This is a genomic window from Pantoea sp. B65, assembly GCF_047308185.1.
Taxonomy (GTDB): domain Bacteria; phylum Pseudomonadota; class Gammaproteobacteria; order Enterobacterales; family Enterobacteriaceae; genus Erwinia.
In genome coordinates this window covers 126,054-144,110 of the sequence record NZ_JAHXPU010000045.1, presented here as the reverse complement: position 1 = coordinate 144,110, position 18,057 = coordinate 126,054, and the positions used below count along the sequence as shown (strand labels likewise).

The following is an 18,057-nucleotide window of genomic DNA, read 5'->3' as shown; positions in this document are numbered from 1 at the left end:
AGAGTTTTATGGCAAAGTTGCCAGCTATTAGCAGCGCCAGTGGAGAAAGGCCAGCGCGTCCCCCTGGCCCGTCCACCTCATCGCTGTTATCAGGCCAGCTACTCAGCGTTACCCACAGTCGCGCCACGCCGGCTTCTTCGACTGCGCGCTGTTTTCCGCCACGCGCATCGGCCACGCTGTCGCCGCCGCAGGGCAGCAGTGATGGCGGACGTGAGTGGATTAGGCAAAATTTATCGCAAGTCAGTGCGCTCAGCATAGAGGATAAAATCGCTGCGTTAGTGAAAATACCGGGCAGGCCGGCCGGGTTGAATGCGGCGGCCGTAAGTGCCGCGCTGCGGCAGATCCCTGGCATCAAAGTCCCCGGCAAGACCACCATCGGTAACGCTCTCCGCCGCGCCAATACCCGTGTTACCCCGGAGCAGGTGTTATGGGTGCAACAAAATATGCCGCAGGACAAAAGTCTGGCGAAAAAAGCGATAATCCAGACGCTGTGGCAGCACCCGCAACGGCCGGAGTGGCTAAATGCCAGACGATTGCAGGCGGTGCTGGAGCAATTGTGGCCTGACAGCGCGCCAACCCTGTCTACGGTATGTAACGCACTGAAGCCGGCGGGCAAGCGCGGCAACCGGCAGTTGCAGCTGTGGCTTGCACGGCATCTGCCGCAACTCCGGGCCATAACGCCTGAAGACCAGCTAACAGAACTCCTGCTAAAGCCGGACCGGCCGGCGGCGCTAAATCAAACCACGCTGCAGCTGGCACTGCAACAACAGCCTGGCGGCGGCCGCTACGGTAAGGCCTGCATCAGAGCCGCATTTAGCCGCGCCAAACTGAGTGGCGATCCGCAGGTTTATCGATGGGTCAGTGATAACTGGCAGCAGTATCCGAACCTGTCGCTGGTGGAGAACGTGGTCGAACTACTGAAAAAGACCGAAGGAAAACCACGCAAACTGAATGCCACACTGTTGCAGGCGGCCCTGAGTCAGAAGCTGCACCCCCATGCCCCGGGGTTAACGACCGTCACCAGCGCCTTCCGGCTATTCTCTGCCCCGGAAGCCATCAGTCCGGCGCTACTGGCCTGGGTGCGGGATAATTCAGCGCCATGGGACAGAAAAATCTCAATGGTGGCCAACACTCTGCAACTACTGCGTAAACCAGCACGACCCGCCCTCAGCCCGGCCATATTACATGCGGCGCTGGAGCAGTTGCCGGTGAGAAAAGCCCCGAAGTTATCCACCCTCAGCGTGGCTTTTGCGGTTTTCCAGGCGATGGGCAGGCTCACGGCAGGCCTGAAAGCATGGGTCGGCGCAAATCTGGCGCCGGCGAATGGCAATTACGGCGCAGAGGTGCGCATCCTGCAACTGCTGCGGCGCCGGGACCGACCGGATGAGCTGAATGCTGCTACCCTGTATGCAGCAGTGGCAGAACTGGAAGGTGATAATGCGCCGGGATGGGATGCGGTAATGAAGGCGTTCTTTATGCATACGCAACTTATACGCCGCGAGCCGGAGCAATCACCGGCGATGCGGTTAAGACCGCCCTCGCCGGCGCTGGCGGATCAACTGGCTCTGTCGGAACTGCTGGCGATGTATCATGAAGATACAGAACGTTTTCCGTGGCAAGAGCTGGGTCTGCAACCTCCTGAGCCGCCGGACAACGTTTAGTGTTGCCCGGCTTATCTTTCAATTGCACTCTGGCTGGCGATGACTTAACGTAAACGCCGAATCTCAATGACCCGACAGGAGTTCTGAACGTGCTCTATGTAATTTACGCTGAAGATAATGCTGACTCTCTGGAAAAACGTACCGCCGTGCGCCCTGCTCACCTGGCACGTCTGCAACTGCTTCGTGATGAAGGTCGCCTGATTGTTGCCGGTCCTATGCCAGCAGTAGACAGCAATGATCCTGGCGTCGCAGGTTTCAGCGGGTCGACAGTGATTGCCGAATTTCCGTCGCTGGAAGCGGCGCAGTCATGGGCCGAAGATGACCCGTATATTGCCGCCGGCGTCTATAAGCAGGTAGCGGTGAAACCTTTCAAACGAGTGTTCTGATATAATTAATTTATCAGATATATCAGTTGGTTGAATTAACGATAGAGAGCATGAAAATCATTTAAGTACACAGTAAGGTACACATAATTTTTTTGCTCTCATCGTTCACTCTATTTAATGCCTACCTGCCGCAGCTAATGTATAGCTATCGTTGCCTTGAACATCAGCGCTGGCCACCACGCACATCCCACCTTGATCACACCTTCCATGGGCGGCAGTATCAACAACTTTGCCATTATCATCACATAGCGCCAACATCCTGCGCAATGAGGCCGATATGTCGTACAGTGTCTACATCAGATCCGCCACCTCTGCGAACGCCGGTTCGCACGTAGCCAGCATACCGGCTGTAATGCGTGTAGTTTATACCGATGCTGAGTTGTTAGTTAGGTATGCTGAGTTATCCTCGGTAGAGGTTCTCTTAGCCATCCCAAAGCCTGATGTCACCAACAGATCGCTGATAATTCGTCCCGCCCGTTTTGCCGTTAAGTGTACTGAGCCTTGCGTCATCCCCTGCCGCCACGGTATTCGCACCATGACCTGCCCCTAACGCCAGGCAATATGGTTTACAACACCTTCCAGTCTATACACCCGGCCAAATCAGATTTGTCTTAAATGATGAGGATAAACGCATAGCTAAAATAATCGTCAAAAGTACAATTGATAATCTGACATTTCATAACAGGAAGTTAAATAAAATGAAGATTCACTTGGTAACGCTAATAGCCAGCGCAATATTGCTGCAGGGATGTTCAGCTTTTGATAAACATCATGGTGTTAACTGGGGCGATGGAACATGCCCGACTCCCGCAGCAAGCGAAGTCCATAATGGTTATCTCAAGATTGTGGATGGTAAAACGCTCAAATGTCAGATAAGGCCTTACGTTAGCAATATGGCTTGCCAGGGTATAACTGACAGGATAAATACTGACGGGGTGATATGCCAGAATGCCCTGGGTAAAAACATATTATTCATCTTCGATGGCAATGGTGTGCTTAAGAGTCATGACAGAGCCTAATCAGCTTATCAACTGAGTGTGTGGGATATGCCAAAAGACAAACCTTCATCCTTACGGCTTTTGGCATCAAGCGCAGCGACCTCGCGTTGGCGAGTCTGTGATAGTTTCCTGTAGCTGCTTTGCAACCGTTTCAGCTGCATCAGCGCGCTTACCTTCGGATTCGTACTGCCCGTGGTAATAGCTCGCCAGTTTCGCACCAGCGATAGCCATCCATTAACCGAACGCCTCCCCCATCACTTCCGACAGTTTGTTTTCCCACAGCTGCACCCAATGCTTCTGGTCATCCATGTAAGCGTGCAGGTTATAGTGCGCCATCACGCCTATCATCTGATGACCGGGCATCTTTTCTACGACATAAGGCGGACAGCCCAACTCCGACATCATCGTTGCGAATGTTCGCCTTAAGTCGTGAATACACGAAGGGTAACAATAGGGATCGGATTTAGGCGCGAGGATTAGCAAGCGGCTGAATAAGAAAAGATAAAAGGTTACAGAAGTATGCGGATGGAAATTGAACGCTACGGCTTATTGAACTCTTCAAACGGGTGTTTTAATTGTTATTAAAACCATCTAAAAACAGCAGGCTAATATCATTAAGGGTCCAGGGCTATCTGAACCAGCCCTGGGGCCATATATGGCTCCCGTGCTGATAATTTCCGGCTTAGCGGCGGGAAAAACCTGCTGCAGCTTTCTGCCGGGGCCAGCTTCTGGCCCCCACTGTTATATATACTGAGAAATAAACAGCAGCGAACGGCGTTGCTGCTGGCTCAGCTGATGACGAATGGAGTGCATGCGACCATAGCGACGTGATTGCCCTTCCAGCCAGCGCGCTCTGCGACGCTGTGTCTGGCGCAGCATCCGCCAACGAGCCACTTCATTTCTGCTTCGTCTCATCTCACCCTCACAAGCTAATAAAAACACGCGCGGCATTATAGTCCTTTGTACTGCCGATCAAGGTCCGATGTGTTAAACACTGAAAAATCGGCTACAGGGTTTCGCCGGATGCCATCTGCACGTACACTCCCAGAACCATGAGCGTGAACAGGACTTCCACTTAATGACAACTTTTTACACCTTAATCAGTTGGCTACTGTTGTTTGGCTATTGGTTACTGATTGCCGGTGTGACGCTACGTATTCTGATGAAACGTCGGGCTGTGCCTTCGGCAATGGCATGGCTGCTGATTATCTATATTCTGCCGCTGGTCGGTATTATTGCCTACCTGTCGTTTGGCGAACTGCATCTTGGTAAGCGCCGTGCGGAGCGCGCGCGCACCATGTGGCCGTCAACGGCACGCTGGCTGAACGATCTGAAAGTCTGCAAACATATTTTTGCCACGGAAAACAGCGATGTCGCGCGCTCACTGTTTCAGCTGTGTGAGAATCGCCAGGGCATCGCCGGCGTTAAAGGTAATCAGCTCCAGCTGTTAACCAGCGCTGAAGACACCATGAAAGCGCTGATCCGCGATATCCAGCTGGCGCGCCATAATATTGAGATGGTGTTTTATATCTGGCAGCCCGGCGGCCTGGCTGACGAAGTGGCGGAATCGCTGATGGCCGCCTCGCGGCGCGGGGTGCATTGCCGCCTGATGCTGGATTCCGCTGGCAGTGTTGATTTCTTCCGCAGCCCGTGGGTGGCAATGATGCGCAATGCCGGCATTGATGTCATCGAAGCGTTAAAAGTCAGTCTGCTGCGTGTGTTTCTGCGCCGCATGGATCTGCGTCAGCACCGTAAAGTGGTGCTGATCGATAACTATATTGCCTATACCGGCAGTATGAACCTGGTGGATCCCCGCTTCTTTAAGCAAGAAGCCGGGGTGGGCCAGTGGGTGGATCTGATGGCGCGAATGGAAGGTCCGGTGGCCACCACGCTGGGCATTATTTACTCCTGCGACTGGGAGATTGAGACCGGTAAGCGGATTTTGCCGCCGCCGCCGGATGATAATGTCATGCCTTTCGAACAGGAGAGCGGCCATACTATCCAGGCAATCGCCTCCGGACCGGGCTTCCCGGAAGATATGATCCACCAGGCGCTGTTAACCGCGGTCTACTCGGCGCGTAGCCAGCTGATTATGACCACGCCTTACTTTGTGCCGAGTGATGATTTGCTGCATGCGATCTGTACTGCCGCGCACCGGGGGGTGGATGTCAGCCTGATTGTTCCGCACCGCAATGATTCCGTGCTGGTGGGCTGGGCAAGTCGTGCTTTCTTCGCCGAGCTGCTGGAAGCCGGGGTGAAGATTTATCAGTTTGAGGGCGGCCTGCTGCATACCAAGAGCGTACTGGTTGACGGTCAGCTTAGTCTGGTCGGCACGGTTAATCTGGATATGCGCAGCCTGTGGCTTAATTTTGAAATTACTCTGGTGATCGATGACGACGGTTTCGGCAGCGATTTAGCCTGTGTGCAGGATGATTATATCGCACGCTCGCGCCTGGTCGATGCCAAACGCTGGTCACGTCGCGCCTGGTGGCAACGTATCGTTGAACGACTGTTTTACTTCTTCAGTCCGTTGCTGTAAAACGAGCGAAATTGCAATCTGCCCGCAGGGCAAATGGGATCAATCATGGACTTAAATAACCGTCTTACCGAAGATGAAACCCTGGAACAGGCTTACGATATTTTTCTGGAGCTGGCAGGCGATAATCTCGATCCAGCCGATATTCTTATCTTCAATCTGCAGTTTGAAGAACGCGGCGGCGCCGAGCTACATGATCCGGGTGAAGACTGGTCTGAGCATGTCGATTTCGATCTGAACCCTGACTTCTTCTCGGAAGTGATCATTGGTCTGGGGGAAGCTGATGGCGAGCCGATCACCGATGTGTTTGCACGGGTACTGCTGTGCCGTGAAAAAGACCATAAGCTATGTCATATTCTGTGGCGTGAATAAGCCGCCGGCAACGCGGTGGGGGGCCATCTATGGCCCCCCGGTTAGATTAATTACAGCGGATCAACCTTCAGGCAGGAAACCGCATGGCGGAAGCTGCCTTCCAGCAGTGGACGCGTTTGCGCGCACTCCGGCCCGGCAATCGGGCAGCGGGTACGGAACACGCAGCCTGACGGCGGATTAATCGGCGAAGGCAACTCCCCCTCCAGCAGCTGAATGACCTTATGCTTCTCCAGATCGGGATCGGGGATCGGCACCGCCGACATCAGCGCTTTGGTGTACGGGTGCTGTGGGTTGCTGTAGACATTGTCATAGGTGCCCAACTCAACGGCATGACCGAGATACATAACCAGTACCCGATCCGAGATATGCTTCACTACCGCCAGATCGTGGGCGATAAAGATCAGCGACAGCCCCATCTCACGCTGCAACTGCTGTAGCAGATTCACCACCTGCGCCTGAATCGAGACATCCAGCGCCGAGACAGGTTCATCACAGATAATCAGTTTGGGTTCGAGAATGAGCGCGCGGGCAATACCGATACGCTGGCACTGACCGCCGGAAAACTCGTGAGGATAGCGGTTAATCAGGTTAGGCAACAGGCCCACCTTCATCATCATGGTTTTAACTTTGTCTTTGACTTCCTGACGCGGCATTTTCGGATGATAGGTGCGCAGCGGCTCAGCAATAATCTCACCGATGGTCATACGCGGGTTCAGCGAAGCCAGCGGATCCTGGAAAATCATCTGAATATCACTGCGCGCTTTACGCCACTCTTCCGCACTCTGTCCCAGCAGGTCGCGGCCTAACCAGGCAACCCGCCCTTCGGTGGCTTTGACCAGGCCAATAATCGCGCGCGCCAGCGTCGATTTGCCACAGCCAGACTCACCCACCACCCCAAGGGTTTCCCCCTCATACAAGCGCAGGCTAACGCCATCGACCGCTTTCAGGGTTTTCGCTGGCTGCCAGAACCACTGTTTGCCATCTTTAATATCGAAATGCACTTTAAGATCGGCGATTTCCAACAGTACTTTTTTCTCAGCTACCACATTCATAGCAACTCCTCCACCGGCTTAAAGCAGGCGCGCAGGCGCCCCTGACCAAAGGCTTCCAGCGGCGGTGCGCTGGCGCAGATATCCATCGCGTGCGGACAACGCGGCTGGAACGGACAGCCGGCTGGCAAACGCAGCAGGTTCGGCGGATTACCCGGAATGGTGGTCAGCGTTGCATTTTCAATTCTATCGAGACGTGGGACGGCATTCAGCAAACCGATGGAGTACGGATGCGCCGGCTGGTAGAACACATCGCGCGCCTGGCCATATTCCATGGTACGTCCGGCATACATCACCAGCACTTTATTACAGATACCGGCGACTACGCCCAGATCGTGAGTGATCATAATAATGGCGGTATTAAATTCGCGTTTCAGCTCATTCAGTAACGTCATAATCTGCGCCTGCACCGTCACATCCAGCGCGGTGGTCGGCTCATCAGCAATCAGCAGCTTCGGACGGCATAACAACGCCATGGCAATCATCACGCGCTGACGCATACCGCCGGAAAACTCATGGGGATACATCTTCATCCGCTTACGTGCTTCCGGCATTTTTACTGCGTCAAGCATCCGCACCGACTCTTCAAACGCCTGGCTATTACTCATACCTTTATGGAGCTGCAACACTTCCATCAGCTGTTCGCCGACTTTCATATAGGGATTCAGCGAGGTCATCGGGTCCTGGAAAATCATCGCAATCTGCTCGGCACGCAGTTTATTCAGCTGATTTTCCGGCAGATTGAGGATCTCTTTGCCATTAAACAGCGCCGAACCGCCGATGCGACCATTACTGGCCAGCAGTCCCATCAGGGCGAAGGCGGTCTGCGACTTGCCGGAGCCTGATTCACCCACAATCCCCAGCGTTTCACCGGCGCTAAGGCTAAAGTTGAGATCATTTACCGCTGTAACATCACCATCCGGCGTCGCAAAAGTGACGCGCAGATCCTTAACATCCAGCAGTGCTGCGCTTCCCGCAGTCGTCGCCATGACTGGCTGTGTTTCAACAATACTCATCGGGAAACTCCTTAACGATCTTTCGGGTCGAGGGCATCACGCAGGCCATCGCCAATAAAGTTAAAACAGAATAGCGTGACAACCAGAAAACCCGCCGGCCAGAGCAGCAGCCAGGGTGACACTTCCATCGAATTGGCGCCGTCGCTGAGCAACGCCCCCCAGCTACTCAGCGGCTCTTGCGTACCCAGGCCAAGGAAACTCAGGAAGGATTCAAACAGAATCATGCTGGGAACCAGCAGCGAGGCATAAACCACCACCACGCCCAGTACGTTTGGCACGATATGACGCACCACGATATTAAATGTCGAGACGCCGCCCACCTGTGCCGCTTCGATAAACTCTTTGCGCTTCAGGCTCAGCGTCTGCCCGCGCACAATACGCGCCATATCCAGCCAGGAAACCATCCCGATCGCCACAAAAATCAGCAGGATATTCTGACCAAAAAAGGTCACCAGCAGAATGACGAAGAACATAAATGGGAAGGAGTTGAGGATCTCCAGCAAACGCATCATTACCGAGTCAGTTTTACCGCCAAGATAACCGGCCAGCGAGCCATACAGCGTCCCGACCAGCACCGCGACCAGAGCGGCGGCGATACCAACCATCAGCGAAATACGTCCGCCAATAGCGACGCGCACCAGCAGATCGCGGCCCGATGAGTCAGTGCCAAAGTAGTGACCTGAAGCCAGATCCGGCGTCGCCGACATCATTGCCCAGTCGGTATCATCATAGGTAAAAGGTGACAACATCGGCGCCAGAATAACAAACAGTGCAATCAGTAACAGCACAAACAGGCTGGTCAGGGCGGCACGGTTATGAATAAAACGACGACGCGCATCCTGCCACAAGCTGCGCCCTTCCACTTCCAGCTGTTCACTGAATGCATCGAGAGCTACGCTATTTTTCTTACTTAAAAACATGGCGAGCTCCAGGATCAATAACGAATTTTTGGATCGATAACGGCATACAGCACATCAACGATCGCATTAAACAGAATAGTTAACGCACCGACCAGAATGGTCAGACTTAATACCAGTGAATAGTCACGGTTAAGTGCGCCGTTAACAAACAGCTGGCCAATTCCCGGCAGACCGTAAATGGTCTCAATCACCATAGAACCGGTGATGATACCGACAAATGCCGGGCCAAGATAAGAGAGAACCGGCAGCAGCGCAGGCTTCAGTGCATGGCGCAACACGATACGGTGCATCGGCAGGCCTTTGGCGCGCGCGGTGCGGATAAAGTTAGAGTGCAGCACTTCGATCATCGATCCGCGGGTAATACGCGCGATACTGGCAATATAGGCCAGCGACAGGGCCACCATCGGCAGGATCATAAATTTCAACGCCCCGCCGTTCCAGCCGCCGCCCGGTAACCACTTCAGCATAATGGCGAATACCATCACCAGCAGCGGCGCCACCACAAAACTGGGGATCACCACCCCGGTCATGGCGACCCCCATTACCATGTAATCCCATTTGGTATTTTGTTTCAGTGCGGCAATCACCCCGGCGCTGACGCCAAGAACCAGGGCAAAAATAAACGCCGCAGCGCCGAGTTTGGCCGATACCGGGAATGAACCGGCGACCAAATCGTTTACTGAATAGTCTTTATATTTAAACGACGGGCCGAAGTCGCCATGTGCCAGCTGCTTCAGATAGCTGAAGTATTGCGTCATGATCGGATCGTTTAAATGATATTTAGCTTCAATATTCGCCATCACTTCCGGCGCAAGAGTGCGTTCACCGGTAAAAGGACTGCCCGGCGCTAAACGCATCATAAAGAAGGAAATAGTGATAAGAATAAACAACGTCGGAATCGCTTCCAGACAACGACGTAATATGAACTTTAACATTGCCCGTACCTACCTGGCTCTTACTACAGTATCAATCCAGTGGCCGGTGTTATCCGGCCACTATTAGCTCTTACCCTGATCGCTCAGGAAATCGGGGCGGCATTGCTGCCACCGTCAATTAATGTTTAATGATGTACAGATTTTTGTCGTAAACGTTATCTTGCGGATCTTTGCCGGTATAGCCGCCTACATACTGTTTCACCAGACGCGCATTCACATAATAGTAGACCGGTACGATGACAGAGTCTTTATCGAGGATCTTCTCAGCTTCAGCATAGAGTTCCCCACGTTTCGCTTCGTTTGGCGCCTGCAACGCGGCGGCGATGGCTTTGTCGTAATCCGCGCTCTTATAGTGGGAAGTGTTGTTGCTGCTGTCAGACAGCATCGTGTTCAGGAAGGTGGTCGGTTCGTTGTAGTCCGCACACCAGCCAGCACGCGCCACATCGAAGTTCCCCTGATGACGGGTATCGAGGAAGGTTTTCCACTCCTGGTTCTGCAACTTAACATCCACACCGAGGTTTTTCTTCCAGATAGACGCAACGGCGATAGCCAGTTTTTTATGCAGATCGGACGTGTTATACAGCAGATCAAAGCTCAGTGGTTTATCGGCGGTATAGCCAGCTGCAGCCAGCAGTTTCTTCGCTTCGGCGTTACGTTTTTCCTGTGACCACTTAAACCACTCCGGTGGCGTCAGCTTGATGCCATCCGTATACGGTGGGGTGTAGCTGTAAGCAGGCAGGTCGCCCTGGTTTTTCACTTTGTTGACGATAATATCGCGGTCGATACCCAGTTTAAGCGCCGCACGCACCCGTGGGTCGGTAAACGGTGCTTTCTGGTTGTTAATTTCGTAGTAATAGGTGCAGAGGTAAGGATCGACATGCACCTCTTTCGGGATCTCTTGTTTTAGCTTCTGGAATAGCTCGATAGGCATATTGTTATAGGTCATATCGCTGCCGCCGCTACGATAGCGGTTTACATCGGTGACTTCCGAAGAAATTGGCAGGAAGGTGACGCTGTCCAGCTTAGTATGGGCGTTATCCCAGTAATCAGGGTTACGCTCCAGCACGATACGCTCGTTAACTACCCATTCTTTCAGTTTAAAGGCGCCGTTACCCACCCAGTTTTCTGGCTGCGTCCACTTCTCGCCTGATTTATCGATCGCCGGTTTATACACTGGCGACATCGATGGGTGAATCAGCAGTTTATAGAAATAAGGAACCGGTTCGGACAGGGTCACTTCCAGGGTATTGGCATCGATCGCCTTCACACCCAGTTCGGTAGGTTTTTTCTTACCGGCGATAATGTCATCGATATTTGCCAGATGACCATACTGCAGGTAGCTGGCATAAGGGGATGCGGTGGCTGGATCGGCCAGTCGCTGCCAGCTGTAAACGAAGTCCTGCGCCGTCACCGGCTCGCCGTTTGACCATTTGGCATCTTTACGCAGGTGGAAAGTCCACACCTTGCTGTCTTTATTGTCCCAGCTTTCAGCCACGCCAGGGATTGGATGTCCTTGCTCATCACTGATAATCAGGCCTTCCAGCAGATCACGGCTAACGTTGGATTCCGGCACGCCTTCAATTTTGTGCGGGTCAAGTGACTGCAGTTCTGCGCCGTTGCCTTTTACCAGCTCTTGTTTGGCGGCCAATTCAACGCCTGCCGGTACTTTTGCCGCCAGCGCGGTGTTACCGGCCATGGCGCCCAGCGCAGTCATCACCCCAAGGGCGATTAGGCTTTTCTTCGTGATGTTGGTCATACTCTAAATACTCCAGTTATTATCATTGCTGATGCAGTGAGCTTTCAGCGATCCCCCGTTGCCCGGGTAAACCACTGAGGAGATCGGAACGAATAAAACTCCTCAGTAGCGTTCTTGTGACCCCTTGCGGGATCAACCATCGTTCGCTGCGCCCGGACTGTATCGCCCGGTGCGCGGCAAATTAATGTTTAGTGATGTAGTAATAATGTAAGTCGGTCTGGTCCTGCGGATCGCGACCGGTATAACCGCCAACCCATGGCTTCACCAGACGCACGCTAACCCGGTAATAGACCGGAATAATTGCCGAATCACGATCCAGCTGGCTTTCGGCCTGTTGGTATAGCGACGCCCGCGCGTTATCGTCAGGCGCGTTTAGCGACTGCATCATTAATTGATCAAAGGCTTTGCTCTTATAAAAAGCGGTATTGGTCGATGAATCACTCAACAACATATTGAGGAAGGTGGACGGCTCGTTATAGTCCGAACACCAGGTGGCGCGCACCACATCATATTGCGCGCTGTGGCGGGTGGTCAGCAGCGTTTTCCACTCCTGATTTTGCAGAGTAACATCCGCAGCCAGATTCTTTTTCCACATTGAGGCGGCGGCAATCGCCTGCTTTTTATTCTGATCGGAAGTGTTATACAGCAGGGTAAATTTCAGCGGTTTACTGTCGCTGTACCCGGCTTCCGCCAGCAGCGCTTTCGCCCGCGCATTGCGCTCTGACTGACTCACGGTAAACCACTCGGGCGGCGTAAGCCGGGCGCCGGCGGTAAAAGGCGGTGTCAGACCATAAGCCGGGATCTGCCCCTGCCCCATAATTTTGTCTGCGATAATCTCGCGGTCGAGGGTTAACTTCAGCGCGGTGCGTACACGTACATCGGTAAAAGGTGCGCGCTGGTTATTAATTTCATAATAGAAGGTGCAGAGGTAAGGGCTGACATGCATCTGCTGCCCCAGTTCTTTTTTCAGCATCGGATAGAGATCCGGCGGAATGGCACTGTTGGTGATATCAATCTCACCGCTGCGGAAACGGTTGACGTCACTGCTCTCCGAGGCAATCGGAAGAAATGTCCCCTGCTCAATCACCGTGTTACTGTTATCCCAGTAATGCGGATTACGCTTCAGGACAATCTTCTCATTTACCACCCAGCTATCGAGGCTGTAGGCGCCATTGCCGACATAGTGTTCCGGCCGGGTCCATTGTTCGCCAAAGCTTTCAACGGCGTGGCGGTTAACCGGCTTCATTGCGGTGTGCGCCAGCATCGCCAGCAAATAAGGCACGGGCTGGCTGAGCGTTACCTGTAAGCGGTGATCGTCCAGTGCCTTGACGCCCAGCGCGCCGGGCGGTTTTTTACCATTGATAATCTCATCGACGTTTTCAATATGGGCATACTGCACATAGCTGGCATAAGGTGAAGCGGTTTTCGGGTCAACCAGCCGCTGCCAGCTATAGACAAAATCCTGCGCCGTGACCGGTTCCCCGTTACTCCATTTAGCATCGGCACGCAGCCAGAAAGTCCACACTTTACCCGCGCTATTTTCCCAGTGTTCGGCAACGCCTGGTACCAGCTGACCATTATTGTCGCTGGATACCAGACCCTCCAGTAAGTTGAGGATGATATTACTTTCCGGCACGCCTTCCGTTTTATGAGGATCCAGCGAGGCCACTTCGGTACCATTATTAATAACAATAGCTTGCTGTGGCGCCAGTTGCGTTCCCGCAGGAACGGTTGCGGCAGTGGCAGAACCCATCAGGTTCCATGACAGGATAACCAGAGGCGCAAAGCCTTTTCGCGACGCATTGATCAATTTCATGAAACGTTTATTTATCCTTATTAGTGGATCGGCTTGCGGCTATCAACTGCTCAACGGCACTACCGCAAGGCTACATGAGAACTGATGCCTGGAAGCTGACGGAAGTCAGTAATTCAGGTGACTTAACCGTGCTAATACTTTAGCTACGAAAGGTATAAGCAAAATTCGTTCTCAGTTGGCCAACAGATCCAATTTTTTTTAACGATGCGTCGGAAACTAACAGAAGGTGGCAATCTGTGCCAAAGCAAAATAGCGAAAATGTTAACTAATTCTCTTTTATCATGTTCCCGGACGGCATAAAAGTGTTATTTATTGACCTGAATTAACTATATATATGCCTTAAATCAACACCTTAGATTAAAAAACCATGTGCTAAATGTTGACAAAAAAATCTCCGAACGCACAAAATGCACAAATATTTCTGAAATATCCACTTTTTAGCATAAAGCTCTGCATTAAATGCATAATTACTGGCAACAAAACCGTTAAACATCATTTAGACGCCAGACAATTATGTGAAAAAAATAACAGATGGCTGGCGGCGAGGCGGGAGAAGCTGGCGGAAAAGAAATTATTCTAATATCAGCCACCCCCTGTTAAGAGAAATGAATAATTGCACCTTAAAAGTGCGAAATATTGACACATCGCACCAAAGCGGGGCATTAATGCATTTAAGAGTAAAAAATAAGCGCACAATGTGCGCTTATATTGGCGGGAAGATCGGGAGAAAGGGTTAGTTAACCAGCCCGGGAAACAGCGCTTTGATCCCGGTAACGACAAATTCAATTCCCAGCGCCATTAATAGCAGGCCCATGATACGGGTAATAACGTTAATTCCGGTTTGTCCTAACACACGCACCATTAATGGCGCCGCACGAAACAGCAACCAGCAGCAACCGGCAAACAGTGCAATCGCCAGGCTGAAACCGAGCAGATTCTGCCAGTTATGGTAACGGGTACTCCAGACGATGGTCGAACTGATCGCCCCCGGGCCGGCCATTAACGGCAATGCCAGCGGGACCACGCCAATACTTTCACGAATGGCAGTCTCAGATTTCTCCTGCTTGTTCTGCTTGTCCTCACCCAGTTTGCCGCTGATCATCGACATCGCAATGGTCACGACCAGGATGCCACCGGCAATGCGGAAGGAATCGATGGAAATGCCAAATACATGCAGAATGGCGTCGCCAAGAAACAGCGAGGTCCATAAAATAATCGCCACCGCCAGATTGGCGGTGAGGTTGGTTTTATTGCGTTCAGCGACCGGCTGATAGCTGGTCATGCTGATAAACACCGGAATAATCCCGACAGGATTGACCAGTGCAAATAGCCCAACAAAAAATTTAATATAGCCGGATAAATCAAGAATTGCGGGGTTCACTCAGCGCTCCACACCTGAGCCAATTTCAGTCGCTTAATTTAATGGAAAAGTGTGGCGGTTGCCAGCGGTTACATTAGCATACTCGTCTTGATTTAAAGGCAAATCCAGCATAACTCACCAGACATCAAGCGCATGAGCAGTTCAATGCGTTGCCGCATCTACCCCTGCAGAGGAAATATTTAATTCTTTGCGCTGGATCAAAAAAACAGCATTGCTGAATGGAGTCAGCTTGCACAATTCTTGATGCAGATCATAAAATTTACCCCTGTGTAGGGGTAAGCTCAGTGACATTAAGAAAGTAAAGTAATTAAGCGGGTAAAGCGTAACATCAGACGCCAAATCACGTAAAACTCTTTTAGTAAACGAACATGATTTTCAAGGGCATTTTATTCAGGCTGTGAGCATTCTCAGCGACAGGCGGCTGCCCCCTGACTATACTCCGTAGTTCAGGTTTGTTTACTAAAAAAGTTTAACTTCTATCAGGAGATGTATTATGGCCGTTACGAATATCGCTGAACTTAACGCACTTGTTGAACGTGTTAAAAAAGCCCAGCGCGAATACGCCAACTTCACTCAAGAACAAGTAGACAAAATCTTCCGCGCTGCCGCTCTGGCTGCTGCAGATGCCCGTATTCCGCTGGCCAAAATGGCTGTTGCTGAATCAGGCATGGGTATTGTCGAAGATAAAGTGATCAAAAACCACTTTGCTTCTGAGTATATCTACAACGCTTATAAAGATGAAAAAACCTGTGGTATTCTGGAAACAGATGAAACTTACGGCACCATCACCATCGCTGAACCTACCGGTATTATCTGCGGTATCGTGCCAACCACTAACCCAACCTCAACGGCCATCTTTAAAGCATTAATCAGCCTGAAAACCCGTAACGGTATTATCTTCTCTCCACACCCACGTGCCAAAGACGCCACCAATAAAGCCGCAGACATTGTGCTGCAGGCCGCTATTGCTGCCGGTGCGCCAAAAGATATCATCGGCTGGATTGACGTCCCGTCGGTTGAACTGTCTAACCAACTGATGCATCACCCTGATATCAACCTGATCCTCGCAACCGGTGGTCCGGGCATGGTGAAAGCCGCTTACAGCTCCGGTAAACCGGCAATTGGTGTTGGTGCGGGTAATACTCCGGTCGTCATTGATGAAACCGCTGATATTAAACGTGCTGTTGCTTCCATTCTGATGTCAAAAACCTTCGATAATGGCGTGATCTGTGCTTCTGAGCAGTCGGTTATCGTGGTGGATTCAGCCTATGAAGCCGTACGCGAACGTTTCGCCAGCCACGGCGCTTATATGCTGCAGGGCAAAGAGCTGAAAGCAGTGCAGGATATTCTGCTGAAAAACGGCGCGCTGAACGCCGCCATTGTGGGTCAGGCGGCAGTGAAAATTGCTGAAATCGCCGGCATTACCGTACCTGCCAACACCAAGATTCTGATTGGCGAAGTTAAACTGGTTGATGAGTCAGAACCTTTTGCTCACGAAAAACTGTCTCCTACTCTTGCTATGTACCGCGCCAAAGATTTTGAAGATGCCGTCAGCAAGGCAGAGAAACTGGTTGCCATGGGGGGTATCGGTCATACCTCTTGTCTGTATACCGACCAGGATAACGAGCGCGAACGCGTCAACTATTTTGGCGACAAGATGAAAACCGCCCGTATTCTGATCAATACCCCGGCTTCGCAGGGTGGTATCGGCGACCTGTACAACTTTAAACTGGCGCCATCTTTGACGCTCGGTTGCGGTTCCTGGGGTGGTAACTCCATTTCTGAAAACGTCGGACCTAAACATCTGATCAACAAGAAAACCGTGGCTAAGCGAGCAGAGAATATGTTGTGGCACAAACTTCCGAAGTCTATTTACTTCCGTCGTGGTTCACTACCTATCGCCCTGCAAGAAGTGGCGACTGACGGTGCAAAACGCGCCTTTATCGTGACCGACCGTTATCTGTTCAACAATGGTTATGCTGACCAGATCATTAATGTGATGAAAGCGAACGGCGTTGAAACTGAAGTATTCTTTGAAGTTGAAGCTGACCCAACGCTGAGTATTGTGCGTAAGGGTGCTGAACAGATGAACTCCTTTAAACCAGACGTGATTATCGCACTGGGTGGTGGTTCACCAATGGATGCAGCAAAAATCATGTGGGTAATGTACGAACATCCGGAAACCCATTTTGAAGAGCTGGCGCTGCGCTTTATGGATATCCGTAAACGTATCTATAAATTCCCGAAAATGGGCGTGAAAGCGAAGATGATCGCCATCACCACCACTTCCGGTACCGGTTCTGAAGTGACGCCGTTTGCGGTCGTGACTGATGATGCTACCGGTCAGAAATATCCGCTGGCAGATTATGCGTTAACACCTGATATGGCGATTGTCGACGCCAACCTGGTGATGAATATGCCGAAATCACTCTGCGCCTTTGGTGGTCTGGATGCGGTAACTCACGCCCTGGAAGCTTACGTTTCTGTACTGGCGAATGAATATTCTGATGGCCAGGCGCTGCAGGCACTGAAATTGCTGCAACACAACCTGCCGGCCAGCTACAACGAAGGCGCCAAGAACCCGGTTGCCCGTGAACGTGTGCACAATGCCGCGACCATCGCCGGTATTGCGTTTGCTAACGCCTTCCTCGGTGTGTGTCACTCAATGGCCCATAAACTGGGTTCTGAGTTCCACATCCCTCATGGTCTGGCTAACTCACTGATGATTTGTAACGTTATTCGTTATAACGCCAATGACAACCCAACCAAACAGACCGCTTTCAGTCAGTATGACCGTCCGCAGGCACGTCGTCGTTATGCTGAGGTTGCTGACCACTTAGGCTTAAGCCTTGAAGGCGACCGTACCGCGCAGAAGATTGAAAGACTGCTGGCATGGCTGGAAGAGATGAAGGCTGAACTGGGCATTCCAAAATCTATCCGTGAAGCGGGCGTTCAGGAAGCAGACTTCCTCGCCAAAGTGGACAAACTGGCTGACGATGCGTTCGACGACCAGTGTACTGGTGCTAACCCACGTTATCCGCTGATTGCTGAACTGAAACAGATTATGCTGGATAGCTTCTACGGTCGCGATTATGTCGAACCTTTCGCTAACATTGCTGAGGCAGTTAAAGCCCAGCCAGTGAAAATCGAAAAAGTAGAAAAAGTTGAAAAGAAAGTAAAAAAGTAAACGCAGAGTAAGATGATAAAAAACCCGCTACGGCGGGTTTTTTT

15 protein-coding genes are annotated in these 18,057 nt (G+C 51.8%); 6 read left to right on the top strand and 9 right to left on the bottom strand.

Translation table 11 applies throughout. The features are described from left to right. Positions 1–8 precede the first annotated feature (8 nt). The 3 genes from JWF83_RS24850 to JWF83_RS24840 all read left to right on the top strand — a co-directional run bounded on the left by JWF83_RS24850 (position 9) and on the right by JWF83_RS24840 (position 3,066). On the top strand, positions 9–1,661 hold the full coding sequence (locus JWF83_RS24850) for a hypothetical protein (protein WP_413653170.1): 1,653 nt from the start codon (positions 9–11) through the stop codon (positions 1,659–1,661). 89 nt (positions 1,662–1,750) lie between these two features. Then, entirely contained in the window at positions 1,751–2,047 is a 297-nt protein-coding gene (locus JWF83_RS24845; RefSeq protein WP_267144953.1) for a YciI family protein, read from the top strand. A gap of 698 nt (positions 2,048–2,745) precedes the next feature. Then, on the top strand, positions 2,746–3,066 hold the full coding sequence (locus JWF83_RS24840; RefSeq protein WP_413653169.1) for a hypothetical protein: 321 nt from the start codon (positions 2,746–2,748) through the stop codon (positions 3,064–3,066). Between the two features lie 213 nt (positions 3,067–3,279). On the opposite strand, the gene JWF83_RS24835 is transcribed toward JWF83_RS24840, so the two are convergent. Then, positions 3,280–3,528 (bottom strand): tyrosine-type recombinase/integrase, encoded by a 249-nt coding sequence (locus JWF83_RS24835; protein WP_413653168.1) that lies wholly within the window; start codon positions 3,526–3,528, stop codon positions 3,280–3,282. Positions 3,529–3,786: 258 nt separating this feature from the next. Next, entirely contained in the window at positions 3,787–3,960 is a 174-nt protein-coding gene (locus JWF83_RS24830) for a YciY family protein (protein WP_413653167.1), read from the bottom strand. A 163-nt stretch (positions 3,961–4,123) separates the two neighbouring features. Between JWF83_RS24830 and cls the strand changes: the two genes are divergently transcribed. Both cls and JWF83_RS24820 read left to right on the top strand, forming a co-directional pair. After that, the gene (gene cls, locus JWF83_RS24825) at positions 4,124–5,584 is read left to right on the top strand and encodes a cardiolipin synthase (protein WP_413653166.1); all 1,461 of its coding nucleotides are present in this window, start codon (positions 4,124–4,126) and stop codon (positions 5,582–5,584) included. Between the two features lie 45 nt (positions 5,585–5,629). Next, positions 5,630–5,953 (top strand): HI1450 family dsDNA-mimic protein, encoded by a 324-nt coding sequence (locus tag JWF83_RS24820; RefSeq protein WP_413653165.1) that lies wholly within the window; start codon positions 5,630–5,632, stop codon positions 5,951–5,953. A 50-nt stretch (positions 5,954–6,003) separates the two neighbouring features. On the opposite strand, the gene oppF is transcribed toward JWF83_RS24820, so the two are convergent. The 7 genes from oppF to JWF83_RS24785 all read right to left on the bottom strand — a co-directional run bounded on the left by oppF (position 6,004) and on the right by JWF83_RS24785 (position 14,826). Then, the gene (gene oppF, locus JWF83_RS24815; RefSeq protein ID WP_413653164.1) at positions 6,004–7,005 is read right to left on the bottom strand and encodes a murein tripeptide/oligopeptide ABC transporter ATP binding protein OppF; all 1,002 of its coding nucleotides are present in this window, start codon (positions 7,003–7,005) and stop codon (positions 6,004–6,006) included. Next, on the bottom strand, positions 7,002–8,018 hold the full coding sequence (locus JWF83_RS24810) for an ABC transporter ATP-binding protein (RefSeq protein ID WP_413653163.1): 1,017 nt from the start codon (positions 8,016–8,018) through the stop codon (positions 7,002–7,004). Before JWF83_RS24810 ends, oppF begins: the two co-directional genes overlap by 4 nt. 11 nt (positions 8,019–8,029) lie before the next feature. Continuing rightward, positions 8,030–8,938, bottom strand: coding sequence for an oligopeptide ABC transporter permease OppC (oppC, locus tag JWF83_RS24805; RefSeq protein WP_413653162.1), 909 nt, complete (start codon positions 8,936–8,938; stop codon positions 8,030–8,032). Positions 8,939–8,952: 14 nt separating this feature from the next. Then, positions 8,953–9,873, bottom strand: coding sequence for an oligopeptide ABC transporter permease OppB (gene oppB / locus JWF83_RS24800; protein ID WP_413653161.1), 921 nt, complete (start codon positions 9,871–9,873; stop codon positions 8,953–8,955). 118 nt (positions 9,874–9,991) lie between these two features. Beyond that, positions 9,992–11,629: an oligopeptide ABC transporter substrate-binding protein OppA gene (oppA, locus tag JWF83_RS24795; RefSeq protein ID WP_413653160.1), complete on the bottom strand. Its 1,638-nt coding sequence runs from the start codon at positions 11,627–11,629 to the stop codon at positions 9,992–9,994. Positions 11,630–11,810: 181 nt separating this feature from the next. Beyond that, positions 11,811–13,382 carry an ABC transporter substrate-binding protein gene (locus JWF83_RS24790; RefSeq protein ID WP_413653537.1) on the bottom strand — a complete coding sequence of 524 codons (1,572 nt, stop codon included), beginning with the start codon at positions 13,380–13,382 and terminating at the stop codon, positions 11,811–11,813. Between the two features lie 796 nt (positions 13,383–14,178). Then, positions 14,179–14,826 carry a YchE family NAAT transporter gene (locus JWF83_RS24785; protein WP_413653159.1) on the bottom strand — a complete coding sequence of 216 codons (648 nt, stop codon included), beginning with the start codon at positions 14,824–14,826 and terminating at the stop codon, positions 14,179–14,181. A 493-nt stretch (positions 14,827–15,319) separates the two neighbouring features. Here JWF83_RS24785 and adhE point away from each other — a divergent pair, with 493 nt between their 5' ends. Next, a complete protein-coding gene (gene adhE, locus JWF83_RS24780; RefSeq protein ID WP_413653158.1) occupies positions 15,320–18,013 on the top strand; it encodes a bifunctional acetaldehyde-CoA/alcohol dehydrogenase in 2,694 nt (897 codons plus the stop codon). Positions 18,014–18,057 lie beyond the last annotated feature (44 nt).

What these genes read in the sequence shown, in the direction of transcription:
- oppA (WP_413653160.1), bottom strand. Translation starts at nt 11,629, where the DNA reads ATGACCAACATCACGAAGAAAAGCCTAATCGCCCTTGGGGTGATGACT.
- JWF83_RS24820 (WP_413653165.1), top strand. Translation starts at nt 5,630, where the DNA reads ATGGACTTAAATAACCGTCTTACCGAAGATGAAACCCTGGAACAGGCT.
- JWF83_RS24830 (WP_413653167.1), bottom strand. Translation starts at nt 3,960, where the DNA reads ATGAGACGAAGCAGAAATGAAGTGGCTCGTTGGCGGATGCTGCGCCAG.
- cls (WP_413653166.1), top strand. Translation starts at nt 4,124, where the DNA reads ATGACAACTTTTTACACCTTAATCAGTTGGCTACTGTTGTTTGGCTAT.
- JWF83_RS24810 (WP_413653163.1), bottom strand. Translation starts at nt 8,018, where the DNA reads ATGAGTATTGTTGAAACACAGCCAGTCATGGCGACGACTGCGGGAAGC.
- oppB (WP_413653161.1), bottom strand. Translation starts at nt 9,873, where the DNA reads ATGTTAAAGTTCATATTACGTCGTTGTCTGGAAGCGATTCCGACGTTG.
- oppF (WP_413653164.1), bottom strand. Translation starts at nt 7,005, where the DNA reads ATGAATGTGGTAGCTGAGAAAAAAGTACTGTTGGAAATCGCCGATCTT.
- adhE (WP_413653158.1), top strand. Translation starts at nt 15,320, where the DNA reads ATGGCCGTTACGAATATCGCTGAACTTAACGCACTTGTTGAACGTGTT.
- JWF83_RS24850 (WP_413653170.1), top strand. Translation starts at nt 9, where the DNA reads ATGGCAAAGTTGCCAGCTATTAGCAGCGCCAGTGGAGAAAGGCCAGCG.
- oppC (WP_413653162.1), bottom strand. Translation starts at nt 8,938, where the DNA reads ATGTTTTTAAGTAAGAAAAATAGCGTAGCTCTCGATGCATTCAGTGAA.
- JWF83_RS24790 (WP_413653537.1), bottom strand. Translation starts at nt 13,382, where the DNA reads ATGGGTTCTGCCACTGCCGCAACCGTTCCTGCGGGAACGCAACTGGCG.
- JWF83_RS24840 (WP_413653169.1), top strand. Translation starts at nt 2,746, where the DNA reads ATGAAGATTCACTTGGTAACGCTAATAGCCAGCGCAATATTGCTGCAG.